Origin of the sequence: Streptomyces sp. NBC_00029 (assembly GCF_045160505.1) — a bacterium.
Classification (GTDB): Bacteria; Actinomycetota; Actinomycetes; order Streptomycetales; family Streptomycetaceae; genus Streptomyces.
Genome location: NZ_CP108292.1, coordinates 3668077 through 3693370, shown reverse-complemented (window position 1 = coordinate 3693370; position 25294 = coordinate 3668077). Strand labels below are relative to the sequence as shown.

Here is a 25294-nt window from a genome sequence, read left to right as displayed (position 1 = left end):
TGCCCTAGTCGGACCACCGGTAAGCGTGACCTAACACACGGTGCCGGAGCATGGGGGGCGCACGGGATCATTTTCCGGGCGACGTCGGCCGGTCGCGGGCCGCCGCAGCGGGAGAAAGGGGGACGGGACGGACCTGTGCCGGGGTCGGGAAGCGCCGTTCGCCCCGTATGACAGCGGAACGTCCGGATACCGGAACTCCCTGACCGCATAGTGCAGTTGTAAGGGTCAAGTCAAGGTCTGTCTTTTCTTGCGTCTCTCCGGTCAAATGTCGTCACTTGAGACGCGCGCCGCGCGGAACCCCCCGCTCCTATGGAGAAGTTCCGACCTACGTTGCGGCCGCGGGAGGGGAACGACATCAAGTGACCAGCAATTCCGCCAGACGGCGTGCGATACGTGCCGCAGCCGTCACCGTGACCATGGCAGCTTGTGCGACGAGCGCCACTTTCTTCACCGTTACCGCGGCTCAGGCCGAGGGCAAGGCCCCGGCCGCCCCGGTCGCCGACCGGCAGGACCCGACCGCGCCTGCCAAGGTCGTCGAGCACGACCTCAAGGGCCCGTTCAGCGAGCAGCAGGCGCAGCAGCGCAAGGCCGCTCTGGACCAGGTTCTGCAGGGCAAGAAGGACGTCGAGCAGCGCGGCGCCTCCAAGGTCGTCAAGCTCGACGACAAGAAGTACGTCGAGCTCGGCCGCGAGAAGACCGACAAGATCTTCACGATCCTCGTCGAGTTCGGTGACCAGGTCGACAACACGACCATGCACGACCCGGACGGTCCCGGCCCGCAGCCGGCGGTCCCGAAGTACGGCGGCACCCCTGGTCCGCTGCACAACACGATCGCCCAGCCGGACCGCGCCAAGGACAACAGCACCGCCTGGCGCAAGGACTTCAGCCGCGACTACTTCCAGGACCTGTACTTCGCGTCGGGTCAGGGCAAGGACTCGCTGAAGACCTACTACGAGAAGACCTCCTCGGGCCGTTACTCGGTCGAGGGCGAGGTCGCCGACTGGGTCAAGGTCCCGTACAACGAGGGCCGTTACGGCTCCAACTACTGCGGCCAGTCGAACTGCTCCAACGTCTGGGACACCGTCAAGGACGGCGTCACGGCGTGGGTGGAGGGCCAGAAGAAGGCCGGGAAGTCCGACGCCGAGATCAAGGCGAAGCTGGCCCAGTACGACCTCTGGGACCGCTACGACTTCGACGGCGACGGCAACTTCAACGAGCCCGACGGCTACATCGACCACTTCCAGATCGTCCACGCGGGCGAGGACGAGTCGGCCGGCGGCGGCGTGCAGGGCACGCACGCGCTGTGGGCGCACCGCTGGTACGCCTACGGCACCGCGGCGGGCAAGACCGGCCCGGACAACAACAAGGCCGGCGGCACCCAGATCGGCAACTCCGGCATCTGGGTCGGCGACTACACGATGCAGCCCGAGAACGGCGGCCTCGGCGTCTTCGCGCACGAGTACGGCCACGACCTGGGCCTGCCGGACCTCTACGACACCTCCGGTGGCGGCGAGAACGGCGTCGGCTTCTGGTCCCTGATGTCGGCCGGCTCCTGGCTCGGCACCGGCAAGGACTCGATCGGCGACCTCCCGGGCGACATGACCGCCTGGGACAAGCTCCAGCTGGGCTGGCTGAACTACGACACGGCGAAGGCCGCAACGAAGTCCACCCACAAGCTGGGCGTGTCGGCGTTCAACACCAAGGACAAGCAGGCGCTGGTCGTCGAGCTGCCCAAGAAGCAGGTCAAGACCGAGGTCGTCGCGCCCGCCGAGGGTTCCACCCAGTGGTGGAGCGGCATGGGTGACGACCTCAAGAACACCCTGACCCGCTCCGTCGACCTGACGGGCAAGACGTCCGCCGCCGTGTCCCTCAAGGGCTGGTGGGACATCGAGGCCGACTACGACTACCTCTACACCGAGGTGTCCACGGACGGCGGCGCCACCTGGACCGCTCTCGCCGGCACCGCCGACGGCACGGCCCTCCCGGTCGACGCCTCCGGCAGCCCGTCGCTGACCGGTGTCTCCGGCGCCTGGAAGAACCTCAACTTCCCGCTCGACGCCTACGCGGGCAAGAAGGTCGACCTCCGCTTCCGCTACCAGACGGACGGCGGCGCGGGCGGCAAGGGCTTCACCGGTGACGCCCTCACCATCACCGCGGACGGCTCCGCGCTGTTCACCGACGGCGCCGAGAACGGCGACAACGGCTGGACCGGCAAGGGCTTCACGCGGATCGGCGCCAGCTTCACCAAGGAGTACGCGCAGTACTACCTGGCCGAGAACCGCCGCTACGTCTCGTACGACAAGACCCTCAAGGTCGGCCCGTACAACTTCGGCTTCGGCAACACCAAGCCCGACTGGGTCGAGCACTACCCGTACCAGGACGGCCTGCTCATCTGGCAGTGGGACACCAGCCAGAAGGACAACAACACCAGCGCCCACCCGGGCCAGGGTCTGATCCTCCCGATCGACGCCAACGCCAAGCCCATGAAGTGGGCGGACGGCACCCTGCTGCGCAACAAGATCCAGCCGTACGACGCCGCGTTCAGCGCGTACTCGACGGATGCCTTCACCCTGCACAAGAACGGCGAGTCGCTGTTCCTGAAGCCGAAGCCCGCGAACCTGGTCTTCGACGACAGCAAGGGCAAGTACTACTACGACGAGAACCCGACCGGATCGGTGAAGGTCACTGACACCAACACCAAGATCAAGATCCTGAAGGAGACCTACGACGGTGAAGTCATGACCGTCGAGGTGGGTCCCTCGAAGAAGTAACTCGGTAAAACTGCAGGTCAAAGCATGATCGGCCGTCGCCCCCTAGCGGGCGGCGGCCGATCGCGTTTAGATGCCCGGTACGAGTTTCTTATTGACGGGGGAGATGACAGCCGTGCCAGGTGGAGGTTTCGTCAGATTGCCGGGCGGCAGTGTGGTGGTTGCGCTCACGCTGCCGAGGCCGTCCGGAGAAGGTGGAAATGTCCGCGTGCTGGTGCACGCCGCGAACCGGGCCCGCGCCCTGACCAGGCTGCGGAACCTCGGGATGCGGGCGGTGTACCTGCGGGGCAACGCGCACCCGCCGACGCCGGACGAGGTGACGGCCGTCCTGCACCATCCGGACGGCCTGCTGTGGCGCGGCGCACCGGACCGCGCGCAGGAGCTCTGGCACCCCATCCGGGCCCTGCTGGGCACCTAGCGGGTCAGGGCGCGTCCTGGGCGGTCCGGGCCGTCTGGCCGCCGACGAGGGTCACACCGGCCGCACGGAGCTCGTCCAGGGCCCGTGCGGTCGTGTGCGGGGCCACGGCGGCCGTCAGGTCCAGCAGGACGCGGGTGCCGAAGCCGGCGCGGGCGGCGTCGAGGGCGGTGGCCCGCACGCAGTGGTCGGTGGCGATGCCGACCACGTCCACCTCGGTGACCTGCCGGTCCCGCAGCCACTGGCCGAGGGTCGCCCCGTTCTCGTCGGCGCCCTCGAAACCGCTGTACGCGGCCTCGTACGCGCCCTTGTCGAAGACGGCGGCGACGGCTCCCGAGGCGACGGCCGGGGCGAAGTTCGGGTGGAAGCCCACGCCCTCGGTCCCGGCGACGCAGTGGACGGGCCAGGAAGTCTCGAAGTCCGGCTCGGCCGGGGGGTGCGCGAAGTGCGACCCGGGGTCGACGTGGTGGTCGCGGGTGGCGACGACGTGCCGGTACGCGGGCGTGGCCTGCCCGATGTACTCGGTGACGGCGGCGGCGACGTCGGCTCCGCCGGTGACCGCGAGGCTGCCGCCCTCGCAGAAGTCGTTCTGTACGTCGACGACGATCAGTGCGCGGTGCATTTCGCGTGCCCTTCGGCTCGATGGTGTGCTGCGGCGGGACTTGCGGGGGGCTCTTCCCCCACCCCGCCCCTTCCCGAAACTGGGGCCCTGCCCCGGACCCCACGGCGCTCCGCGCCCGCGCCCCGATCGCCGGCGGGGCTCATTCGGCCCCGCCGGCGGGCCCGCGGACCTAGACGTACTCGGTCGGGAGTACGGCCTCGCCGCGGGAGAGCTGTGTCGCGGAGAGCGGCAGGCCCGCGCGGGCGGCGCGGTGGCGGTCCCGCGCGGCCTCCAGCGGCTCGCGGGCGACCACCTCGCCGGCCTTGACCAGCTGGGTCAGGAGCTGGTCGTCGGCCAGGGCCGCCGGCACGGGACCCACGCCGATCACCTCGGCCTCCGCCACGCCCTCCGCGTCCCGCCGCCGCGCGGCCCACTTGCGGCCGCCGATCGAGGTCTTCCCGCCCGAGGACTTCTTCGCCACCGGCGCCAGCGCAGCCTTGGGGTCCGCCGAGGTGGCCCGCGCCACCAGCTTGTAGACCATCGAGCACGTCGGGTGCCCGCTGCCCGTCACCAGCTGGGTGCCCACGCCGTACGCGTCCACCGGCGCCGCCGCCAGCGAGGCGATGGCGTACTCGTCGAGGTCCGAGGTGACCACGATCTTCGTCGAGGTCGCGCCCAGCTCGTCCAGCTGCTGCCGTACCCGGTGGGCCACCAGCAGCAGGTCGCCGGAGTCGATCCGGACCGCGCCCAGCTCCGGTCCGGCGATCTCCACCGCCGTGCGGACCGCCTCGGCCACGTCGTAGGTGTCCACCAGCAGGGTGGTGCCCCGCCCCAGCGAGGCCACCTGCGCGGTGAAGGCGTCCCGCTCGCTGTCGTGGACCAGGGTGAAGGCGTGGGCGCTCGTGCCGACCGTCGGGATGCCGTACCGGAATCCGGCCGCCAGGTCCGAGGTCGAGGTGAAGCCGCCCACGTACGCGGCCCGCGACGCGGCGACGGCGGCCAGCTCGTGGGTGCGCCGCGCGCCCATCTCGATCAGCGGGCGTCCGCCCGCCGCCGAGGACATCCGGGAGGCGGCCGCGGCGATGGCCGAGTCGTGGTTCAGGATCGACAGGATCACGGTCTCCAGCAGGACGCACTCGGCGAAGCTGCCCTCCACCCGCAGGACGGGGGAGCCGGGGAAGTAGACCTCCCCCTCCGGATAGCCCCAGATGTCGCCGGAGAAGCGGTAGGAGGCGAGCCAGTCCAGGGTCCGCATGTCGACGACGGCCCGCTCGCGCAGGAATTCCAGCACGGCGCCGTCGAAGCGGAAGTTCTCCACCGCGTCGAGCACCCGCCCGGTTCCGGCGACCACCCCGTAGCGGCGTCCCTCGGGCAGCCGCCGGGTGAACACCTCGAAGACCGAGCGTCGGTCGGCGGTGCCGTTGGCCAGTGCGGCCTGCAGCATCGTGAGCTCGTAATGGTCCGTGAAGAGCGCTGTCGACGGCACGTCCACCGGCAGGCCCAGGTCCGCAGGGTTCATGGCTGGGATGCTAGCGCACATTTCGTCAAAGTGACGAGATGTGGGTGCCGATTGTGAGACCGGCCCTTCGCGGGGTAGAAGAGCGCTCGGTGGCGGGGGCCGTGCGGTCCCTGTTTGGGCAGCGGCGCAGTCGAGGTGGCAGCATGGGACGAGTGAGTGTTGCTCCTGTTGAGATCGAACGCACCGAATCGGCCGAAGAGACCTTCGCGGTCCCCGAACCCGACGTCCCCTGGGTGACCCTGGTGCACAACGACCCGGTCAACCTCATGAGCTACGTGGCGTACGTGTTCCAGGCGTACTTCGGCTATTCCAAGGACGTGGCACACAAGTTGATGCTCGATGTCCATCACAAGGGACGGGCGGTCGTCTCGAGCGGCACCCGCGAGGAAATGGAGCGCGACGTGCAGGCCATGCACGGCTACGGCCTGTGGGCGACCCTCACGCAGGACCGCAACTGATGGGCGGCACCTTCGAGTCCCTCAAGGGCGGCGGCGCCGCCATCGCGCTCGACGAGATCGAGATCTCGATCCTTCGTTCCCTGGCCGTCCAGTTGCTGGAGCTGATCGGACCCGGCTGGCCGGAGCCCGGCGAGGACGACGACCCGCTCGCCGCACTGTTCGCCGAGGGTCCCTCCGAGCCTCCGTCCGACCCGGCGCTGGCCCGGCTCTTCCCCGACGCGTACGGGTCCCCCGACGGCGACGGTGACAAGGGCGTGGACCCGGAGGAGATCGCCGCCCGTGCGGCGGAGTTCCGCCGCTTCACCGAGAACGACCTGCGCGCCCGCAAGCGCGAGGACGCGCTGGCGGTCGTGCACAGCCTGAACGGGCTCACCCCGGCCGGCGACGGGGCGGCGGTGCTGGAGCTGTCCGGCGAGCTGCCGCTGCGCTGGCTCGGCGCGCTCAACGACCTGCGACTGACCATCGCGGCCCGCCTGGACATCACCGAGGACGACGAGAGCGCGATGCTGTTCCGGCTGCCGGACGAGGACCCGCGCAAGCCGATGGTGATGGCGTACCTGTGGCTCGGCGGTCTCCAGGAGACCTTGATCGAAACCCTCTGAAGATCCTCAAGAGGGCACTCCGTTCGCTCAGCGGACGCTCAAATCCGGATAACGATCAGATCACCGCCATGCGGTGATCTGATCCATTTGAGCGCCTTTGGGGTGAATTTTTGATGCCCTGCGCCACATTTCTCCCCCGCGGGCAGCCGTAAGCACGTGATAAATCTTCACGATCGCCGACGGGACGCCACCCATGTCCCCCGGCTCGCTTGGACCGGCTGATCGCCGGCGTGCAACTCCATCCGTATCCGGGGGGATCGAGGACCCGATCCGCAGCCAATGAAGGCGCGGACCGGCGTGGAGAAAGGTGCACCAGACATGACCTCTGTGCAGGTCGAGCAGCACGACAAGACGCCCGGTGAGGGCACACAGGGCGAGGGCGGCGAGGGCTACCACCGCACGCTCGGCGCCCGCCAGATCCAGATGATCGCCATCGGCGGGGCCATCGGCACCGGCCTGTTCCTGGGGGCGGGCAAGGCCATCTCCAAGGCCGGCCCGAGCCTGATCCTGGCGTACGCCATCGCCGGCCTGGTCATCTTCTTCATCATGCGGGCCCTGGGCGAGCTGCTCATGTACCGGCCCGTCTCCGGTTCCTTCTCGGACTACGCCCGCGAGTTCCTGGGTCCGTTCTGGGGATACGTCACCGGCTGGACCTACTGGCTGTTCTGGGTGGTCACCGGCATCACCGAGGTCACCGCGGCCGCGCAGTACATGTCGTACTGGACCCACGACAGCTTCCCGCAATGGGCCTACGCGCTGATCTTCACGGTCATCCTCTACGCCGCCAACCTGATCTCCGTGAAGCTCTTCGGTGAGCTGGAGTTCTGGTTCTCCATGGTCAAGGTCACCGCCATCGTCGGCATGATCCTGATCTGCGCCGGCATCCTCACCATCGGCTTCTCCGACGCGGCCGACACCGCCACCGTCTCCAACCTGTGGAACGACGGCGGCTTCTTCCCCAAGGGCATCGGCGGCACGCTGATGACCCTGCAGATCGTGATGTTCGCCTTCCTCGCGGTCGAGCTGGTCGGCGTCACCGCCGGCGAGTCCAAGGACCCCGAGAAGACCCTGCCCAAGGCCATCAACACCGTGCCGTGGCGCATCGCCGTCTTCTACGTCGGCGCGCTGATCATGATCCTTTCGGTCGTCCCGTGGACGCACTTCCAGCCCGGCGTCTCGCCCTTCGTCGCCGCCTTCGAGCGCATGGGCCTCAGCATCGGCGCCGCGATCGTCAACTTCGTCGTGCTGACCGCCGCCCTGTCCTCCTGCAACTCGGGCATGTACTCCACCGGCCGCATGCTGCGCGACCTCGCCCTCAACGGCCAGGGCCCGAAGTTCTTCACCAGGCTCACCAAGAGCGGCACCCCGCTCATCGGCACCACGTTCTCCGCCGCGCTGATGCTGGTGGGCGTCTGGATCAACTACGTCGCCCCGGGCAAGGCCTTCGACTACGTCGTCTCCTTCGCCACCATCTCCGGCATGTGGGCCTGGATCATGATCCTGGTCTGCCAGATCCGCTACCGGGCCAAGGCCGACCGCGGCGAGCTGCCGCAGTCCGCGTTCCGCGCCCCCGGCGCCCCGTACACCAGCTGGTTCGCGCTGCTCTTCATCGGCATGGTCATCGTGATGATGGGCGCCGACAAGGACTCCCGCGTGTCGCTGTACTGCGCCCCCCTCTGGGGCCTGATCCTGGGCGTCTCGTACCTGGTCATGAAGTCCCGCGACCCGCGCGCCGCGGCCTTCAGCAAGGCCTCGTAACCAGGCCCGGAACCACGTTCCCACGGACCCTGTGTCCATCATGCGGGCCCTTCCGTACCACTCCTCGGTACGGAAGGGCCCGTCTGCTTATCCTGTCGCTCATGCTGACCCTCACCCAGGCCCTGTACGACCGGATCGTCGAGCACGCCCGCCAGGACCACCCCGACGAGGCGTGCGGTGTCGTGGCCGGCCCGGCGGGCACCGGCCGCCCCGAGCGCTTCGTCCCGATGCTCAACGCGGCCCGCTCGCCCACGTTCTACGAGTTCGACTCGAAGGATCTGCTGAAGCTCTACCGCGATCTGGACGACCGCGACGAGGAGCCGGTGATCGTCTACCACTCGCACACCGCGACCGAGGCCTACCCCTCGCGCACGGACGTCACCTACGCGAACGAGCCCGGCGCCCACTACGTGCTCGTCTCGACGGCGGACAAGGACGGCCTCGGGGAGTTCCAGTTCCGCTCGTACCGGATCCTCGACGGAGTGATCACCGAGGAAGAAGTGCAGGTCGTCGACGCCTACTGACCAGTATGTGAGCGCTTGACGTCCACGATGCGGGATCACACTCCAAACGGGGGACCGGGAATCGTTAACATGACCGCATGGTTTCCCACGACGTGAGCATCGAGACGCCCGGCAGGCTACTGCTCGTGGCGCGGCTGCACGTCGACCTGTGCCGCCTCGCCAGTGCCATCTGTCCTGCGCTCTGAGCACCGGAGCCCTCCGCGCGGAGGGCCGACGAACCGCGCGCCGCACCCTTCCCACGCTTCGCACGCACTCCCCGACGACTGGAGACAGCCATGGCCATCGAGGTCCGCATCCCCACCATCCTCCGCACCTACACCGAAGGCGAGAAGGCCGTCTCCGGCGAGGGCGCGACCCTCGCCGACCTCTTCGCCGACCTGGAGACCCGCCACAAGGGCATTGAGGAGCGCATCGTCGACGGCGGCCAGCTGCGCCGCTTCGTCAACGTCTACCTGAACGACGAGGACGTCCGCTTCCTCGACGGCATCTCCACCGCGCTCAAGGACGGCGACAGCGTCACCATCCTCCCGGCCGTGGCCGGCGGATCGAAGTAATGCGCTACGACTCCCCGCTGGCCGCGGTCGGCAACACGCCGCTGGTCCGGCTGCCCCGGCTCTCGCCCTCGGACAACGTCCGCATCTGGGCGAAGCTGGAGGACCGCAACCCGACCGGCTCGATCAAGGACCGCCCCGCGCTCCACATGGTCGAGCAGGCCGAGAAGGACGGCCGGCTGTACCCCGGCTGCACCATCCTCGAGCCCACCTCGGGCAACACCGGCATCTCGCTGGCGATGGCGGCCAAGCTCAAGGGCTACCGCATCGTGTGCGTGATGCCGGAGAACACCAGCCAGGAGCGGCGCGACCTGCTGGCCATGTGGGGAGCCGAGATCATCCCGTCGCCGGCCGCCGGCGGCTCGAACACCGCGGTCCGGGTGGCCAAGGAACTGGCCGCGGAGCACCCGGACTGGGTGATGCTCTACCAGTACGGCAACCCGGACAACGCGGGCGCGCACTACGCCACCACGGGCCCGGAGATCCTCGCGGACCTCCCCTCCATCACCCACTTCGTCGCGGGCCTGGGCACCACCGGCACCCTCATGGGCGTCGGCCGCTACCTGCGCGAACACGTGGACGGCATCAAGATCGTCGCCGCCGAGCCGCGCTACGACGACCTCGTCTACGGGCTGCGCAACCTGGACGAGGGCTTCGTCCCGGAGCTCTACGACGCCTCCGTGCTCACCACCCGCTTCTCGGTGGGCTCGGCGGACGCGGTGACCCGTACGCGCGAGCTGCTCCAGCAGGAGGGCATCTTCGCGGGCGTCTCCACCGGAGCCGCCCTGCACGCGGCGATCGGCGTCGGCCGCAAGGCGGTGGCCGCCGGCGAGTCGGCCGACATCGTCTTCGTCGTGGCCGACGGCGGCTGGAAGTACCTCTCGACGGGCGTCTACACCGCGGCGACGACGGAAGAGGCCATCGAGGTCCTCCAGGGCCAGCTCTGGGCGTAGCCCCTGCGGCGCCGCTGTCGGGGGCGCCGCCCACGAACCCCCGCGCCTCAAACGCCGGCGAGGCTGAGAGTCAGCCTCGCCGGCGTTTGAGGCGCTGGTCCGGGCAGAGCCCGGGAAACGGCGAAAGGGCGGGGCGGGGAGAGGCTCCGCCCCGCGGCACCGCACCGCACCGCTAGTCGGACAGCAGCTCCGCGAGCACGGCCGCGTGGCTGGAAGCCGGGTCCTTGACCGCGCTCAGGAGGGTGAGCGGGCCTGCCGCGGCCAGCGACCGGAGCCGCGCGAGCTCCGCCACCGCCTCCGGCTCCGCCAGCTCCGCCTCGTACCGTTCCCGGAACTCCCGCGCCGACCCGCCCGCGTGGAACCACTTCCGCAGCTCCGAAGACGGCGTCACCGCCTTCGGCCACTCGTCCACCCCGGCCGCCGCCTTCGCCAGACCCCGCGGCCAGAGCCGGTCCACCAGGACCCGCACCCCGTCCGCCGCCGGATCCGGCGCGTCGTACACCCGCCGCAGGCGGATCACCGGCTCCCGTGTCACCGTGCGCCTCCCAGCCCCTTGATCTCGTCCCACACCGCCGGGTCCAGCATCCCCATCCGGGTCCGGAACTCCCACAGCGACACCTCCGCCGGCCGGTCGGCCTCCAGGAAAGCCGCCCGGCCCTGCGAGCCCACCGTCCCCGGGGGCAGCGGGATCACCCCGGCCCGCCGGTCGTCGTACTTCCCGGTGATCCACGCGACCCGCGCCCGGTGGCCCCGTACCGACCTCACCGCGAGGACCAGGCACGTACGGCCGTCCGCCAGCGACCACAGCTCACCGGCCTTCGGCTGCGGCGGCGGACCGGGCCCGTGCGCCGGCCGGGCCCGGCGCGGGAGACCCAGCCGGCCTCCGGCGACCAGCACCAGCAGCGCCACGGCCACCACCGCGGCCACCGCGGGCCACCAGGACGTGTCCATGCTTCGACCGTAGCCGCGCCGGAACGCCCCGGCATGGCAACGCCCGTGCCCACCGTCGCTCCCCCGGGTGACAGCGCAGGTGATTCCCCCCACAACGGCCTGCCGCGGAGGAGCGACCGGACGTTTCGCGCCTTACGCTCGACGCACGCACGGCCCGCATTCCGTCCACGGACCGTCCTCGGAGGTTCACGCTCCATGAAGCTCACCGTCGTCGGCTGTTCGGGGTCGTTCCCCTCCGCGGAATCGGCCTGTTCGAGCTACCTCGTCGAGGCCGACGGCTTCCGGCTGCTCCTCGACATGGGCAACGGCGCCCTCGGCGAGCTCCAGCGCCACAGCGGCCTCTACGACCTCGACGCGATCTTCCTGAGCCACCTGCACGCGGACCACTGCATCGACATGTGCGCGTACTTCGTCGCCCGCTACTACCGGCACGAGGGCGGCCGCTGCGGCACCATCCCCGTCTACGGGCCCGAGGGCACCGAGCGGCGCCTCACCACCGCCTACGACGACGTCCCCGACGAGCGCTCCATGAGCGAGGTCTTCGACTTCCGCACGCTGAAGTCCGGGAACTTCGAGATCGGCCCCTTCCAGGTCCGCACCGAGCGGGTCTCCCACCCGGTCGAGGCGTACGGCATCCGCATCGAGCACGCCGGCCGCTCGCTCACGTACTCCGGGGACACCGGCACCTGCCCCGAGCTGGGCCTGCTCGCCGACGGCGCCGACCTCTTCCTGTGCGAGTCCTCCTTCACGCACGGCAAGGAGGACATCCCGGGCCTGCACCTGAACGGCCGCCAGGCGGGCGAGTACGCGGCCGGCGGCGGCGTGGGCCGGCTCGTCCTCACCCACATCCCGCCGTGGACCGACCCCGAGCAGAACCTCGCCGACGCCCGCGCGGTCTACGGCGGCCGGGTCGACCTGGCGCACGCGGGCGCGGTGTACGAGATCTGAGCCCGGCCCGGCTCACCGGCTCCCGGCTCCCGACAGCGAAAAGCCCCCGCCCTCCCTTCCGGGAGAGCGGGGGCTTCTGCGGTGCTGCGGGGCTGGGCCTGCTACTTGGCCTCGGCCTTGGCCATCTCGGCCAGCTCCTCGTCGGACTCGCGGCCCGGCGTCGGGAGGTTGAACTTGGTGATCGCGAAACGGAACCCGAAGTAGTAAATGGCTCCGAAGACCAGACCGATCGGGATGATCATCCATGGGTTGGTCGCCTTGTTCCAGCCGAGGCCGAGGTCGATCAGACCCGCGGAGAAGGTGAAGCCCGCGTGGACCCCGAGCGCCCAGGTGATCGCCATGGAGAGGGCGGTCAGGACCGCGTGGATCGCGTAGAGCACCGGCGCGATGAACATGAACGAGAACTCGATGGGCTCGGTGACACCCGTGACGAACGAGGTGAGCGCGAGCGAGACCATCATGCCGGTGACGGCATTGCGGCGCTCCGGACGGGCGGTGTGCGCGATGGCCAGGGCGGCGGCCGGGAGGCCGAACATCATGATCGGGAAGAAGCCCGTCATGAACAGACCGGCGTCCGGGTCACCGGCGAAGAAGCGGTTCAGGTCACCGTGGACGACCTCGCCGGCGGCGTTGGTGAAGTCACCGATCTGGAACCAGGCGACGGTGTTGACGAACTGGTGCATGCCGATCGGGATCAGCGCGCGGTTGATGGCACCGAAGACACCGGCGCCCGCGGCGCCCAGACCGGTCATCCACTCACCGAAGTTGGAGATGACCTCGCCGATCGGCTCCCAGACCACACCGAAGAACACACCGGCGAGGACGCCGACGAACGCCATGATGATCGGGACGAGCCGGCGGCCGTTGAAGAAGCCGAGCCAGTCCACCAGCTTGGTGCGGTGGTAGCGCTGCCACAGGACCGCGGCGAGCAGACCCATGATGATGCCGCCGAGAACGCCCGGGTTGTTGTACGTCGCTGCGACGTCGAGACCCTTGTTCTCAGTGGTGTTGATGACGGCCTCGGTCACCGGGAAGGCGGTGAGGACGTTCTTGTAGACCAGGAAGCCGACGAGCGCGGCGAGCGCCGTGGAACCGTCCGCCTTCTTGGCGAAGCCGATCGCCACGCCGATGCAGAACAGCAGGGGCAGGTTGGCGAAGACGGCGTCACCGGCGGTGGCGAACACCGTGGCGACCTTGCCCCAGCCGAGGCCGTCCTTGCCGAAGACGTCGGGCTGGCCGAGGCGCATCAGGATGCCGGCGGCGGGCAGGACGGCGATGGGCAGCTGGAGGCTGCGGCCGACCTTCTGCAGACCCTGGATCAGGCCGGATCCCCGCTTCTTGGCGGGCGGCGCAGCGGCGTCAGTAGCCGTACTCATAACTTCCTCCGGGGGGAGCAAGGCGCCGCCAAGGGGTGCAACCAAGAGGGACGGCGACGTCTCAGAAAGGGGGACACGCCGCCGGGGGAAGCGGTCGTGGTCTACACCAATTCATGGTGTAGACCAGTTGTAACACGGTGAGGGTTAGATAAGGAACCTTCGATTTCCTGTGGCCTGGATCACATCCGGCGGGGCGTGCCGAAGGGCCTCCGGATCGTGATCCGGAGGCCCTTGACGGACCGGCCCCGCAGCCTCCGCGAAGCGGCTCAGGCCTTGGTGTTCTCCGCCTGCATCGCCGCGATCTCCTCGTCCGACTCCCGCCCCGGGGTGGGGATGTCGAACTTCGTGATCGCGAAGCGGAAGATCGCGTAGTAGACGACCGCGAAGGCGAGACCGATCGGAATGATCAGCCAGGGCTTCGTCGCCAGCCCCCAGTTGATGACGTAGTCGATCAGGCCGGCCGAGAAGCTGAAGCCGTCGTGGACACCCAGCGCCCAGGTCACCGCCATCGAGACGCCCGTCAGCACCGCGTGGACCGCGTACAGCGCGGGCGCCACGAACAGGAACGAGTACTCCAGCGGCTCGGTGATGCCCGTGACGAACGAGGTCAGGGCCACCGACAGCATCAGCCCGCCCACCTCCTTGCGCCGCTGAGGCTTCGCGCAATGCGTGATCGCCAGGGCCGCGGCCGGCAGGGCGAACATCATGATCGGGAAGAAGCCGGAGAGGAACTGACCGGCATCCGGGTCGCCCGCCAGGAACATCGGGATGTCACCGTGCACGACCTGGCCGTCCGACTTGGTGTAGCTGCCGAACTGGAACCACACCGGCACGTTCAGGAACTGGTGCAGGCCGATCACCAGCAGCGCCCGGTTCGCGATGCCGAAGATGCCGGCACCCCAGGAGCCCAGGCCGACCAGCCAGTCCGAGAAGCTCTCCAGCCCGTCGCCGATCGGCGGCCAGATCCACAGGCAGATGACGGCGAAGGCGATCGCGACGAAGGTCATGATGATCGGGACCAGCCGGCGGCCGTTGAAGAAGCCGAGCCAGTCCACCAGCTTGACCCGGTGGTAGCGCTGCCAGAACCAGGCGGCGAGCAGGCCCATGACGATGCCGCCGAAGACCCCCGGATTCTGGAAGGTGTACTCGGCGAAGGTGTCGTCCGGCCCCAGGCAGCCGCCCCCGATGTCCTTCGTCCCCGTCGGGCAGGGAGTGGGGAAGATCCGCAGCACGCTCCGGTAGACGAGGAAACCGACCACCGCGGCCAGGGCGGTCGAGCCGTCCGCCTTCTTGGCCATGCCGATCGCGACGCCGACGCAGAAGAGGAGCGGCAGGCCGAGGTCGGAGTTGAGCAGGGCGCCGCCCGCGGCCGCCATGACCTTGGCGACGTCCGTCCAGCCGAGGCCCTCCGCGCCGAACATGTCCGGCTGGCCGAAGCGGTTGAGGATGCCGGCCGCGGGGAGGACGGCGATCGGCAGCTGCAGGCTCCGGCCCATCTTCTGCAGCGCCTGGAACAGGCCGTTCCACCACTTCGGTTGCGGCACTGCGGTGGCGCTCTCCGCGCTCATCGGCGTCCTCCCTGACCGGCCCGTTTTTGGCTGCCGCAACACGTACGGCACACTGGTGTAGACCAGTTGTGGGTAGGTTGCTGCTGATCGTCATCATTCGGCAGGGGTCGGTCACGCGCTCGCGTAGATGGGCCAACCGTGCGTTACCGTGACAAAGCGGACCGTGCAGGTGAGGATCCACGTACTGGCCGCCGAGACTCGTTCTTCGAAACACTCAGGGAGAAACACATGGCCACCAAGGCTGAGAAGATCGTCGCCGGGCTCGGCGGCATCGAGAACATCGAAGAGGTCGAGGGCTGCATCACCCGCCTGCGCACCGAGGTCATCGACCCCTCCAAGGTCGACGAAGCCGCACTCAAGGCCGCCGGCGCCCACGGCGTCGTCAAGATGGGCACCGCGATCCAGGTCGTCATCGGCACCGACGCCGACCCGATCGCCGCCGACATCGAAGACATGATGTGATCCGGACTCCCTAGAGTCCGGCCGGACCCGGCCCCGCCCGGCCTTCCGCCCGGCCATCGAAGACCCCGTCCAGGAAGCACCCGGACGGGGTCTTCGCGTTCCCTCCCAGGGACTAGGCTCGGAGCCATGTCTCGCATTGACGGCCGTACGCCCGAACAGCTCCGCCCGGTCACCATCGAACGCGGATGGAGCAAGCACGCCGAGGGCTCCGTCCTCATCTCCTTCGGAGACACCAAGGTCTTCTGCACCGCCTCCTTCACCGAAGGCGTCCCGCGCTGGCGCAAGGGCAGCGGCGAAGGCTGGGTCACCTCCGAGTACTCGATGCTGCCGCGCTCCACCAACACCCGCGGCGACCGCGAATCCGTCCGCGGCAAGATCGGCGGCCGCACCCACGAGATCTCCCGCCTGATCGGCCGCTCCCTGCGCGCCGTCATCGACTACAAGGCCCTCGGCGAGAACACCGTCGTCCTGGACTGCGACGTCCTCCAGGCCGACGGCGGCACCCGCACCGCCGCCATCACCGGCGCCTACGTCGCCCTCGCCGACGCCGTCGCCTGGGGCCAGAAGAAGAAGCTGATCAAGGCCGGCCGCAAGCCGCTCACCGGCACCGTCGCCGCCGTCAGCGTCGGCATCGTCGACGGCGTCCCGCTCCTCGACCTCTGCTACGAGGAGGACGTGCGCGCCGAGACCGACATGAACGTGGTCTGCACCGGCGACGGCCGCTTCGTCGAGGTCCAGGGAACCGCCGAGGGCGAGCCCTTCGACCGCAAGGAGCTCAACGCCCTCCTCGACCTCGCGGCCGGCGGCTGCGCGGACCTGGAAGCCATCCAGCTGGGCGCGCTCGAACTGTAGGCGGCAACCGCCGGGCCGTGCCCGGCGTCCAGGAAGGTACGGGCGCACGGTCTCGAAGCCGTGCGCCCGTCCTCGCCGTCGTCACCGACCCAGCCGTCGTCCTCGACACCGACATCGACACCGACACCGTCCAAGTCCTCAGGGGAGAACCGCATGAAGTTCCGCATAGCCGCCGTGGCCGTGGCCGCCGTACTCACCGTCCCGGCCCTGTCCGCGTGCAACGCGATCTCCACGGCGATGGACTGCGCGAACACGGCCGTGGCCATCACGGACGGCGCGAACGACCTCCAGCAGGCGGTCTCCCAGGCGGGCAACAGCCCGCAGGACGCCCAGAACGCGCTCGACCAGATCGAGACGAACCTCAAGAAGATCGGCGACCAGACGGACAACGCCGACCTGGGCAAGGCCATCGACTCGATGAACACGGCCGTCAAGAACGTCCGCACCTCGATCCAGAGCGGCAACACCGCCCCGGACATCCAGCCGGTGGCCGACGCGGCCGGCGAGATCTCCAAGGTCTGCACCCCGGGATAATGGGGGCATGACCCCGACGCCCAGCCGCCTGATCCTGGCCACCCGCAACGCGGGCAAAGTCTCCGAACTCCGCGCGATCCTGTCCGACGCCGGCCTGCCGCACGAGCTGGTCGGTGCGGACGCGTACCCGGAGATCCCGGACGTCAAGGAAACCGGCATCACCTTCGCCGAGAACGCACTCCTCAAGGCCCACGCCCTGGCCCGCGCCACCGGCCTCCCGGCCGTCGCCGACGACTCCGGCCTCTGCGTGGACGTCCTGCACGGCGCCCCCGGCATCTTCTCGGCCCGCTGGGCCGGCACGCACGGCGACGACAAGGCCAACCTGGACCTGCTGCTGGCCCAGCTCGGGGACATCGCCGACGAGAACCGCGGGGCCCACTTCGCGTGCGCGGCCGCCCTGGCCCTCCCGGACGGCACCGAACGCGTCGTCGAGGGCCGCCTCCTGGGCACCCTCCGCCACACCCCCTCCGGCACGGGCGGCTTCGGCTACGACCCGGTCCTCCAGCCGCAGGGCGACACCCGCACGTGCGCGGAGCTGACCCCGGCGGAGAAGAACGCGATCTCCCACCGCGGCCAGGCCTTCCGCGCCCTGGTCCCCTTCATCCGCGCCCTCCTGGGCTGACGCAGTGAGGCCTGGTTCCCGGATGTCGGGAACCAGGCCTCGTCCTGGGTACGCCCGGTCGGATTCGAACCGACATACGTGGCCACCTAAAGACCACCGCTAACCAGGTCGCGTACGGGCGCGAGTCATGGACACTCTACTGCGCACCGTGCCGTGCAGGGGAAGCGGCATCAAGGGTTTCGCCGACCTCCTCTGCACCAGGTGCTGGTGATGGCGTGGCAGTTGGGACACAGCAGGCGCAGGTTCTCCCGACGGTCGTCGCTCCAATCCCCGTTGATGTGGTCGACCTCAAGCGTCATCGGGGCACCCAGCCACTCCGAGGGCGTGCCGCACTCGGCGCAGCGCTCCGGGACCCCTATGTCGTGCATGGCCCTTCGTAGAAGGCGGCTGCGGGTGCGCCGACGTCCCTCGTGCTTCACGAGGATTTCCTCGGCAGACCTGACGGGGCGCTGCGGCTTGCCCCGGTTGTGGGCCTGGCCGAGGAAGTGCGAGGTGTCCAGCCCCGATTCGAGGACCCATGTTCTGAGCGAGGCTCGCCATGGTGCGGTGTCGGGACGTTCGAGACGCCTCAGGGTCTCCGCCCAGGACTGCGAAGCGGCGACGGCGTTCCGCAGCAGCGACTCGTGCGGTTTCTCATGGCGCCGGTAGGGGCGTCGGTCGAAATGGGAGACGTCGATGCCGTAGGCGGAGAAGCGTCGCATGAGGTACTGCTTCAGTCTCTGCGGGAACGGCTCCACGCCGTAGCGGGCGATGACCTCGTCGATGTCCTTGCATCGTGCCGCGGCCTCGGCCAGGAGCTCGGCTGTGTAGTGGGCTCTGCTGGTCATCGGCGGGCCTTGCCTCGACCGCGATACGTGTCCGTCGTCGAATGGCAGTTGGGGCACAGCAGCCGCAAGTTTCCCGGTTGGTTGTTGCGCCAGTCTCCGTCGATGTGGTCCACCTCCAGTGGCAGCGGGTGCCCCCGCCAGCGGGCCTCGACACCGCATCGCGCGCACTGCTCGGGTACGCCCCGCGCCCTGAGCGCCCACTTCAGCTGCTCGCTCTGCGCTCGGCGGGCACGCGGACCGGCCTGCTGGACCAGGAGCGCCTCCGGTGTTCGCCGGATCTTGGGCCGCCCCGCTGGTGAGGGCAACTTGAAGTGCGAGGTGTCGATGCCGAAGGCCTTCACCCGGCGGCTGATGTGGGTGTGGTGGCCGCCCACGACCTCAAGGCCGAGGCGACGCAGGACCTCGCACATGGTCGTCGAGCCGGCCACGGCCTCCGCCAGAACCTCCCTCGTCCACTTCACCCCTTCCGCCTCGAAGTGGGACACGTTCACGCCCAGCTTCCGCATGCGGTCGTGCAGATAGCGCCGCGAGCCGCTCTTCGGGTCGACCCCCAGCTTCTCCAGTGCCTCCGACAGCGTGCGCGACGTACGCGCCGCCTCCGCGAGGCGTTCCTTCGTGTACGGGCTGATCGGCATGCCCGCCCCTCTCCGTGCTCTGTTCGGCCGCGCGTGCGGCTCTCGTACGGAGTAACGCACCGGTTGGCGGACGGTTACGGGCTGTTTCGTCCGATAAGCGGAGCGGCCCGCACCGGTGGGGGTGCGGGCCGCTTCCGTACGGGAGGGCGGGGGTCAGAGGCCCAGGTCCTTGATGATTTTGGCTACGTGGCCCGTGGCCTTGACGTTGTAGAAGGCGTGCTCGACCTTGCCCTGCTCGTCGACGACCACCGTGGAGCGGATGACGCCCGTGACCGTCTTGCCGTACAGCTTCTTCTCGCCGTACGCCCCGTACGCCGTCAGCGTCTCCTTCTCCGGGTCGCTGACCAGGGTGACCTTCAGGTCCTCCTTCTCGCGGAACTTCGCCAGCTTCTCCGGCTTGTCCGGGGACACGCCGATGACGTCGTAGCCGTGGCCCGTCAGGAAGGACAGGTTGTCCGTGAAGTCGCAGGCCTGCTTCGTGCAGCCCGGCGTCAGCGCGGACGGGTAGAAGTACACGATCACCTTGCGGCCCTTGTGGTCGGCGAGCGAGATCTCGTTGCCGTCCGCGTCGGGCAGGGTGAAGGCGGGGGCGGTGTCGCCCGGCTGGAGTCGCTCGCTCATCTTGACTGCTCCTCGGGAGGGGATCGGTATGCCATGAGACTAAGCTGACAGACTGTTCATGGCGGACTACGCCCCACAGGACCACGACGACGGAGGCAGCGCGGTGTCGGAAGCCAGGACCCCCGCACAGATCGAGGCGGACATCGTCCGCCGCCGCGAGCAGCTCGCCGAGACGCTCGACGAGATCGGCGTGCGCATGCACCCGAAGACGATCATCGGGGATGCGAAGGCCCGGGTCGCCTCGACCGTCGACCACACCGCCGGGCGGGCCTTCGCCACGGTGAACCGGATCGTGACGGACCTGCGGGACGGCCTGCGCGACGACGACGGGGCTCCGCGCATCGACCGGATCGTGCCCGTCGCCCTGGTCGCGGTGGGCGTGGTCGGCCTGCTCGTGGTGTCGGCGCGCCGTAGGCGCGGATGACCCTGAGCGGTACGGAGCGGGTACGGACAGGTAGGTTCGGGGCGTGAGCGAGAACACCACCCACGACAAGCTACCCATTCGCATGCTGCACGACCGCGTGCTCGTGAAGTCCGACCTGCCGGAGGGCGAGCGTCGCTCGGGCGGCGGCATCCTGATTCCTGCGACGGCCGCGGTGGGCAAGCGGCTGGCCTGGGCCGAGGTGGTCGCCGTCGGTCAGAACGTCCGGACGGTCGAGCCCGGTGACCGGGTGCTGTACGACCCCGAGGACCGTGCCGAGGTCGAGGTGCGGGGCGCGACGTACGTGCTGATGCGCGAGCGGGACCTGCACGCCGTGGCCGCGGAGCGGCTGGAGGGGTCGGAGGACTCCACCGGGCTGTACCTGTAGCAGGGAAGCAGGGAAGCAGGGAAGCAGGGAAGCAGGGGGAGCAGAGAAGCGGGAAGGGGCTGGTGGCCCAGGTCACCGGCCCTTTTTGCTGCCCTTTGCTACGGTGGGGGAGAACCCCGACGAGACGCGCCGTACCGGGTACGACAAGACGACGCACCCCGTATCGCTCGATGTCTCGGAGGTGCCGTCATGGCATGGGTTCTTCTTCTCGTCGCCGGTCTGCTCGAGGTCGGCTGGTCGATCGGCATGAAGTTCACCGAAGGTTTCACCCGGCTGTGGCCCAGTGTGTTCACGGGCGCCGGGATCGTCGCGAGCATGGTGCTGCTGTCCTACGCCGCGAAGACCCTGCCCATCGGTACGGCGTACGGGGTGTGGGTGGGCATCGGCGCCGCCGGTGCGGCCGTGCTCGGTATGGCGGTGCTGGGTGAGCCCGTCACCGCCGCCCGGATCTTCTTCATCTGTCTGCTGCTGGTCGCCGTGGTGGGGCTGAAGGCGACCTCCGGTCACTGACCGGCCCGCTGGTCGGCCGGCCCGCTATTCGAGGAACGCCGACGGCGGGCGCAGGCCTTCCGCCGGGCCGCCGTCGCTTCCCTCCGTACCTCCCTGGGCGCTGCCCTGTGTGCCTTGTGTGCCCTGTGTGGTGCCGCCCTGGTCGCCGCCCTGGGTGGTGCCCGCGTTGTCCTGGCCTCCGTTGTCCTGGCCCGAGTTCGTGCGGCCGCCGTTGTCCTGGCCGCCCTGGTTCTGGCCGCCGTTGTTCTGTCCGCCCTGGTTGCGGCCGCCCGTCGGGTTCGAGGGCGTGGGCCGGGTCGGGCGTTGCGGAGCGCTGGGTGAGGGTTCGCCCGTCGTTTCCTGCGGCGGTTCGGACTCCGGGCTGGGGGGCGGCGGGGGCTGTGCGGCGCCGGGCTGGAGTTCCAGGTCGAAGTCGACGGGGTCGGTGCCCTCCAGGGCGGTCTTGGTGTAGGCGGCCCAGATCCGGGCGGGGTATCCGCCGCCGCCGATGCGGGACTCGCCGAGGGCGCCGTAGAGGGACTGCAGGGTTCCGGTGTCGGGGTCCTGGCCCATCATCGAGACCACCGTCACCAGCTCCGGGGTGTAGGCCGCGAACCAGGCCGAGCGGTCCAGTTCGCCGGTGCCGGTCTTGCCCGCGGCCGGGTGGCCGGCGGCGAGGGCTGCCGTACCGGTGCCGTTGTCCACGACGCTGACCAGCATGGACGTGGTGGTGTCGGCGGCTTCGCGGCTGATGGCCCGGGTGGGGGTGCGCTCGGGCAGGTTGATGGTGTCGTCGCCCTTGGTGATCTTCTCCACGAGGGTGTAGGGGGTGCGGCGGCCGTGGTCGGCGAGGGTGGCGTACGCCTGGGCCATGTCCAGGACGCTGGCCTGGAGGGTGCCGAGTGCCATGGCCGGGCCGGTCACGAAGTTGGGGGTGTTCTCGGGGATGCCGAGGTCGATGGCGGTCTGTTTGACCTCGGCGGTGCCGACGTCGACGGCCATCTGTGCGTAGACGGCGTTGACGGAGAGGTCGGTGGCGGTGTTGACGGAGATGTTGCCGTAGGAGACCTGGCCCTCGTTCTCGGGGGCGAAGCGGATGCGGCCGCCGACGACCGGGCGTTTGTTGTCGCCGTTGTAGATCGTGTTCGGGGTGATCCGGCGGCCGTCCTGGGTGCGGGAGTCGTTCTCGGAGGCGGCGGCGAAGACGAACGGCTTGAAGGTGGAGGCGACCTGGTAGTCGTGCCGGGTCGCGTTGTTCACGTACTGCTTGGTGTAGTCGATGCCGCCGTACATGGCGACGACCTTGCCGGTGGTGGGTTCGATGGAGACGCCGCCGGTCCGGACCAGCCGGTCCGCCTTGCGCGTCTCGGGTTCGAGTCTGCCGACCATCTGTTCGTCGACGGCGTCGACGAAGGCGGTCTGGCGGCGCTTGTCGATGGTGGACGTGATGCGGTAGCCGCCCTCGGCGAGGGTCTTGTCGTCGAGGATCTTGTTCTCGACGATGTAGTCCTTGATCGCTTCCACGAGGTAGCCGCGCTGGCCGGACAGGCCGGCGGCCGCGCGGGCCTTGCCCGGCTCGGGGAACCGGGTCGTCGCGCGTTCGGCGGCGGGCAGCCAGTCCTTCTTGACCATGCCGTCGAGTACGTAGTTCCAGCGGGCGAGCGCGCGGGGGCGGCTCTGGGGGTGGGAGACGACGTCGAAGGCGCTGGGGGAGTTGAGGAGGGTGGCGAGGTAGGCGCCCTCGGCGGTGGTGAGCCTGCCGACGTCCTTGCCGTAGTAGGCCTGGGCGGCGGCCTGGATGCCGTAGGCGTTGCGGCCGAAGTAGCTGGTGTTCAGATACCCCTCGAGGATGTAGTTCTTCGACTTCTCGCGACCGAGTTTGATCGCGATGAAGAACTCCTTCACCTTGCGCTTGATCGTCTGTTCCTGGCCCAAGTAGTAGTTCTTGACGTACTGCTGAGTGATGGTCGAACCGGACTGGGTGCCCTTGCCGGTCGCGGTGTTCCAGGCGGCACGGATCATGGCCTTGGGATCCACCGCCCGTTCGGAGTAGAAGTCCCGGTCCTCGGCGGCGAGTACGGCCTCCTGCACGGTCCGCGGGATCTGCGAGAGCGGCACGTTGACGCGGTTGACCTCGCCGTCGCGGGCGATCTGGGAGCCGTCGGAGTAGAGGTAGACGTTCGATTGCGCGGTGGCGGCGGCGTTGGCCGGCGGGATGTCGACCAGCAGGTAGCCGGCCACGAGGGCGCCGCCGAGCAGCAGGGCGACCAGCAGGACACCGCCCAGGACCATGCGCCAGGTGGGCAGGAGGCGGCGCCAGCCGGTTCTCTTGCGCCGGTCGTTCTTCCCCGGCCGGCTCTGCCGGGGCCCGGCCCGGTCGTGCGCCCGCGGCTGCGGGACGTCATGCGGTCCGCCGGGCGGGGTGTCGGGGTCGCGAGGGGTCCAGCCAGGGGGTGGTGACTGGTCGCTCATCTCCAGGACTCCTCGACGCCGTTCGAAATATCCACTTCTGTACCTCATGGTGTCTACCCGATGGCCGCTGAATCCGCTCCGGACGGGCATAAATCGGTCGCGTGGCTCGCCCCTCCGCACTAAGCTCGCGCGCTTTGGCCGACGTAGGAACGACGTGGGAAACGGAGGGATACGGTGCGCCGGAGAGTGCGTCGCAGAGTGCAACGCGGAGTGGGTCACGGAGTGGGTCACGGAGTAGGTCACGGAGTAGGTCACGCAGTGCGTCTCCACCTGGCGGTCGCGGCAGGCGGATTCAGGCGTTACGCCACCTACGGGACGGCGACAGCGGCCGGGGTGTTCACCAACACCGTGTTCGGATTCATCGTCGCGTACACGTACATCGCGCTGTGGGACCAGCGCCCCGGACTCGGCGGCTACGACCAGGCGCAGGCGCTCACCTTCGTCTGGGTGAGCCAGTCGCTGCTGGCGGCCGCCGCGCTGATCGGCGGCGGGTTCCAGGAGGAGCTGCAGGAGCGGATCCGGACGGGCGACGTCGCGGTCGACCTGTACCGGCCGGCGGACCTGCAGATGTGGTGGCTCGCGGCCGATCTGGGCCGGGCGGGCTTCCAGTTGCTGGGCCGCGGGGTGGTGCCGCTGGTGGCGGGAGCCCTGGTGTTCCCGCTGGCGCTGCCCGTCGATCCGGTGCGCTGGCTGCTGTTCCTGGTGTCCGTGCTGCTCGCGCTGGTGGTGAGTTTCGCGCTGCGCTACATGGTGGGGCTGGTGGCCTTCTGGCTGATGGACGGGCAGGGGATCAACATCATGGCCACCGTCTCCTCGATCTTCTTCTCCGGGATGCTGCTGCCGCTGACCGTCTTCCCGGGCGGCTTCGGCGAGTTCGTCCGGGCCATGCCGTGGGCGGCGATGCTCCAGGTGCCGATGGACGTCCTGCTGGGCAAGCACGCGGGGGCCGGGGGTGCGGCCGAGGCGCTGGCCTTCCAGGCCGGATGGGCGCTCGTACTGCTGGGAGCGGGGCGGCTGTTGCAGTCGGCCGCGACGCGGAAGGTGGTGGTCCAGGGTGGCTGAGGCGGGAGTGGAGGCGGAGGCGGTTGCGGGGGCGGTTGCGGGTCCGAGGTTCCGGGCGGGCGGGTTCGCGGGTGACGGGGCGGTGGCGCAGGAGGCGCGGCGCGGTCGTGTGCGCGAGGGGCTGCGCGGCTACCGGCTGATCGTGGGGATGTGGATCCGGTCCACGATGACGTACCGGACCTCCTTCGTCCTGACGACCGTGGGGCACGCGGCGATCACCCTGCTGGACTTCGTCGCGATCTACATCATGTTCTCCCACGTGGACGCCCTCGGCGGCTTCACGCTGCCCGAGATCGCCCTGCTCTACGGCTCCTGCTCGGCCTCCCTGGGCCTGGCGGACATGCTGCTGGGCAACACCGACCGGATCGGCGCCCGGATCCGCGACGGCTCGCTCGACACGATGCTGGTGCGTCCGGTCCCGGTGCTCGCGCAGGTCGCGGCGGACCGGTTCGCGCTGCGCCGGCTGGGCCGGATCGGGCAGGGGCTGGGCGTGATGGGCTGGGCGGTCTGGACGCTGGACGTGGAGTGGACGGCCGGGAAGGTGCTGCTGGTCCCGGTGATGGTCCTCGCCGGGGCGGCGATCTTCGCTGCGGTGATGGTGACGGGCGCGGCCTTCCAGTTCGTGTCCGGGGACGCGGCGGAGGTGCAGAACTCCTTCACCTACGGCGGCTGCACGATGCTCCAGTACCCGCCGACGGTGTTCGCGCAGGACCTGGTGCGCGGGGTGACCTTCATCGTCCCGTTGGCCTTCGTCAACTGGCTTCCCGCACTGCACGTGTTGGGGCGGCCCGATCCGCTGGGGCTGCCGGGGTGGGTGGCGTTCCTGAGCCCGCTGGTGGCCTTCGTGGTGTTCCTGCCCGCGTCGCTGGCGTGGCGCGCGGGAGTCCGTTCGTACCGAAGCACGGGGAGCTAGAGCT

29 protein-coding genes, 1 tRNA gene and 1 riboswitch are annotated in these 25294 nt (G+C 69.4%); of the genes, 19 read left to right on the top strand and 11 right to left on the bottom strand.

Going from position 1 to position 25294, the window contains the following annotated elements; genetic code table 11:
• Positions 1-416: 416 nt before the first annotated feature.
• Entirely contained in the window at positions 417-2771 is a 2355-nt protein-coding gene (locus tag OG753_RS17420; protein WP_327262693.1) for an immune inhibitor A domain-containing protein, read from the top strand.
• 112 nt (positions 2772-2883) lie between these two features.
• Positions 2884-3186, top strand: a complete 303-nt coding sequence (locus tag OG753_RS17415; RefSeq protein WP_033226620.1) for a hypothetical protein — start codon at positions 2884-2886, stop codon at positions 3184-3186.
• A 4-nt stretch (positions 3187-3190) separates the two neighbouring features.
• Here OG753_RS17415 and OG753_RS17410 read toward each other — a convergent pair whose 3' ends face one another.
• Both OG753_RS17410 and OG753_RS17405 read right to left on the bottom strand, forming a co-directional pair.
• Positions 3191-3805, bottom strand: a complete 615-nt coding sequence (locus OG753_RS17410; protein WP_327262692.1) for an isochorismatase family protein — start codon at positions 3803-3805, stop codon at positions 3191-3193.
• A 169-nt stretch (positions 3806-3974) separates the two neighbouring features.
• Positions 3975-5303 (bottom strand): nicotinate phosphoribosyltransferase, encoded by a 1329-nt coding sequence (locus tag OG753_RS17405; protein ID WP_327262691.1) that lies wholly within the window; start codon positions 5301-5303, stop codon positions 3975-3977.
• Between the two features lie 143 nt (positions 5304-5446).
• On the opposite strand from OG753_RS17405, the gene clpS reads away from it, so the two are divergent.
• The 7 genes from clpS (at position 5447) to OG753_RS17370 (ending at position 10149) form a co-directional block, all read left to right on the top strand.
• Positions 5447-5761, top strand: coding sequence for an ATP-dependent Clp protease adapter ClpS (clpS, locus tag OG753_RS17400; protein WP_327262690.1), 315 nt, complete (start codon positions 5447-5449; stop codon positions 5759-5761).
• On the top strand, positions 5761-6363 hold the full coding sequence (locus OG753_RS17395) for a DUF2017 domain-containing protein (RefSeq protein ID WP_405789093.1): 603 nt from the start codon (positions 5761-5763) through the stop codon (positions 6361-6363). Before clpS ends, OG753_RS17395 begins: the two co-directional genes overlap by 1 nt.
• 318 nt (positions 6364-6681) lie before the next feature.
• Entirely contained in the window at positions 6682-8121 is a 1440-nt protein-coding gene (locus OG753_RS17390; protein WP_405789092.1) for an amino acid permease, read from the top strand.
• A gap of 101 nt (positions 8122-8222) precedes the next feature.
• A complete protein-coding gene (locus OG753_RS17385) occupies positions 8223-8645 on the top strand; it encodes a M67 family metallopeptidase (RefSeq protein WP_327262687.1) in 423 nt (140 codons plus the stop codon).
• A gap of 77 nt (positions 8646-8722) precedes the next feature.
• Positions 8723-8830 carry a putative leader peptide gene (locus OG753_RS17380; RefSeq protein ID WP_314252769.1) on the top strand — a complete coding sequence of 36 codons (108 nt, stop codon included), beginning with the start codon at positions 8723-8725 and terminating at the stop codon, positions 8828-8830.
• A gap of 90 nt (positions 8831-8920) precedes the next feature.
• Complete coding sequence (locus OG753_RS17375) at positions 8921-9199, top strand: MoaD/ThiS family protein (RefSeq protein WP_030010597.1); 279 nt, start codon at positions 8921-8923, stop codon at positions 9197-9199.
• The gene (locus OG753_RS17370; protein WP_327262686.1) at positions 9199-10149 is read left to right on the top strand and encodes a cysteine synthase; all 951 of its coding nucleotides are present in this window, start codon (positions 9199-9201) and stop codon (positions 10147-10149) included. Before OG753_RS17375 ends, OG753_RS17370 begins: the two co-directional genes overlap by 1 nt.
• 172 nt (positions 10150-10321) lie before the next feature.
• On the opposite strand, the gene OG753_RS17365 is transcribed toward OG753_RS17370, so the two are convergent.
• Complete coding sequence (locus tag OG753_RS17365; protein ID WP_405789090.1) at positions 10322-10684, bottom strand: DUF488 domain-containing protein; 363 nt, start codon at positions 10682-10684, stop codon at positions 10322-10324.
• Positions 10681-11100, bottom strand: a complete 420-nt coding sequence (locus OG753_RS17360) for a hypothetical protein (protein WP_327262684.1) — start codon at positions 11098-11100, stop codon at positions 10681-10683. Before OG753_RS17360 ends, OG753_RS17365 begins: the two co-directional genes overlap by 4 nt.
• Before the next feature lie 195 nt (positions 11101-11295).
• Here OG753_RS17360 and OG753_RS17355 point away from each other — a divergent pair, with 195 nt between their 5' ends.
• Positions 11296-12048: an MBL fold metallo-hydrolase gene (locus OG753_RS17355; RefSeq protein WP_383195574.1), complete on the top strand. Its 753-nt coding sequence runs from the start codon at positions 11296-11298 to the stop codon at positions 12046-12048.
• Between the two features lie 101 nt (positions 12049-12149).
• On the opposite strand, the gene OG753_RS17350 is transcribed toward OG753_RS17355, so the two are convergent.
• A complete protein-coding gene (locus OG753_RS17350) occupies positions 12150-13424 on the bottom strand; it encodes a PTS transporter subunit EIIC (RefSeq protein WP_405789087.1) in 1275 nt (424 codons plus the stop codon).
• Positions 13425-13690: 266 nt separating this feature from the next.
• Positions 13691-14992 (bottom strand): PTS transporter subunit EIIC, encoded by a 1302-nt coding sequence (locus tag OG753_RS17345; RefSeq protein WP_405789086.1) that lies wholly within the window; start codon positions 14990-14992, stop codon positions 13691-13693.
• Between the two features lie 138 nt (positions 14993-15130).
• On the opposite strand from OG753_RS17345, the gene OG753_RS17340 reads away from it, so the two are divergent.
• From OG753_RS17340 to rdgB, 4 genes are all read left to right on the top strand, one after another.
• On the top strand, positions 15131-15454 hold the full coding sequence (locus OG753_RS17340; protein ID WP_327262681.1) for a PTS glucose/sucrose transporter subunit IIB: 324 nt from the start codon (positions 15131-15133) through the stop codon (positions 15452-15454).
• 126 nt (positions 15455-15580) lie between these two features.
• A complete protein-coding gene (gene rph, locus OG753_RS17335; RefSeq protein ID WP_327262680.1) occupies positions 15581-16306 on the top strand; it encodes a ribonuclease PH in 726 nt (241 codons plus the stop codon).
• A 153-nt stretch (positions 16307-16459) separates the two neighbouring features.
• The gene (locus tag OG753_RS17330; protein WP_383195583.1) at positions 16460-16840 is read left to right on the top strand and encodes a hypothetical protein; all 381 of its coding nucleotides are present in this window, start codon (positions 16460-16462) and stop codon (positions 16838-16840) included.
• 7 nt (positions 16841-16847) lie between these two features.
• Positions 16848-17462 carry an RdgB/HAM1 family non-canonical purine NTP pyrophosphatase gene (gene rdgB, locus OG753_RS17325; RefSeq protein ID WP_327262678.1) on the top strand — a complete coding sequence of 205 codons (615 nt, stop codon included), beginning with the start codon at positions 16848-16850 and terminating at the stop codon, positions 17460-17462.
• A gap of 49 nt (positions 17463-17511) precedes the next feature.
• On the opposite strand, the gene OG753_RS17320 is transcribed toward rdgB, so the two are convergent.
• The 4 genes from OG753_RS17320 to bcp form a co-directional block, all read right to left on the bottom strand.
• Positions 17512-17584 (bottom strand) — tRNA-Leu (locus OG753_RS17320).
• 48 nt (positions 17585-17632) lie between these two features.
• On the bottom strand, positions 17633-18289 hold the full coding sequence (locus OG753_RS17315; protein ID WP_405789083.1) for an HNH endonuclease: 657 nt from the start codon (positions 18287-18289) through the stop codon (positions 17633-17635).
• Positions 18286-18924: an HNH endonuclease signature motif containing protein gene (locus OG753_RS17310; RefSeq protein ID WP_401688732.1), complete on the bottom strand. Its 639-nt coding sequence runs from the start codon at positions 18922-18924 to the stop codon at positions 18286-18288. The genes OG753_RS17315 and OG753_RS17310 overlap by 4 nt, the downstream gene beginning before the upstream one ends.
• A gap of 153 nt (positions 18925-19077) precedes the next feature.
• Entirely contained in the window at positions 19078-19545 is a 468-nt protein-coding gene (bcp, locus tag OG753_RS17305; RefSeq protein ID WP_327262675.1) for a thioredoxin-dependent thiol peroxidase, read from the bottom strand.
• A 103-nt stretch (positions 19546-19648) separates the two neighbouring features.
• Here bcp and OG753_RS17300 point away from each other — a divergent pair, with 103 nt between their 5' ends.
• The 3 genes from OG753_RS17300 (at position 19649) to OG753_RS17290 (ending at position 20864) form a co-directional block, all read left to right on the top strand.
• A complete protein-coding gene (locus OG753_RS17300) occupies positions 19649-19969 on the top strand; it encodes a DUF3618 domain-containing protein (RefSeq protein ID WP_327266789.1) in 321 nt (106 codons plus the stop codon).
• Positions 19970-20012: 43 nt separating this feature from the next.
• Positions 20013-20354 (top strand): co-chaperone GroES, encoded by a 342-nt coding sequence (locus OG753_RS17295; RefSeq protein WP_030009035.1) that lies wholly within the window; start codon positions 20013-20015, stop codon positions 20352-20354.
• Between the two features lie 86 nt (positions 20355-20440).
• Positions 20441-20512: riboswitch (guanidine-III (ykkC-III) riboswitch) on the top strand.
• A gap of 31 nt (positions 20513-20543) precedes the next feature.
• On the top strand, positions 20544-20864 hold the full coding sequence (locus OG753_RS17290) for a multidrug efflux SMR transporter (protein ID WP_030158619.1): 321 nt from the start codon (positions 20544-20546) through the stop codon (positions 20862-20864).
• 24 nt (positions 20865-20888) lie between these two features.
• Here the strand turns inward: OG753_RS17290 and OG753_RS17285 are convergent, their stop codons facing one another.
• Entirely contained in the window at positions 20889-23315 is a 2427-nt protein-coding gene (locus OG753_RS17285) for a transglycosylase domain-containing protein (protein WP_405789081.1), read from the bottom strand.
• Positions 23316-23573: 258 nt separating this feature from the next.
• Here OG753_RS17285 and OG753_RS17280 point away from each other — a divergent pair, with 258 nt between their 5' ends.
• Together OG753_RS17280 and OG753_RS17275 are read left to right on the top strand one after the other, a co-directional pair.
• Positions 23574-24377, top strand: coding sequence for an ABC-2 family transporter protein (locus OG753_RS17280; RefSeq protein WP_327262673.1), 804 nt, complete (start codon positions 23574-23576; stop codon positions 24375-24377).
• Positions 24370-25290 carry an ABC transporter permease gene (locus OG753_RS17275; protein WP_383195599.1) on the top strand — a complete coding sequence of 307 codons (921 nt, stop codon included), beginning with the start codon at positions 24370-24372 and terminating at the stop codon, positions 25288-25290. The genes OG753_RS17280 and OG753_RS17275 overlap by 8 nt, the downstream gene beginning before the upstream one ends.
• Positions 25291-25294 lie beyond the last annotated feature (4 nt).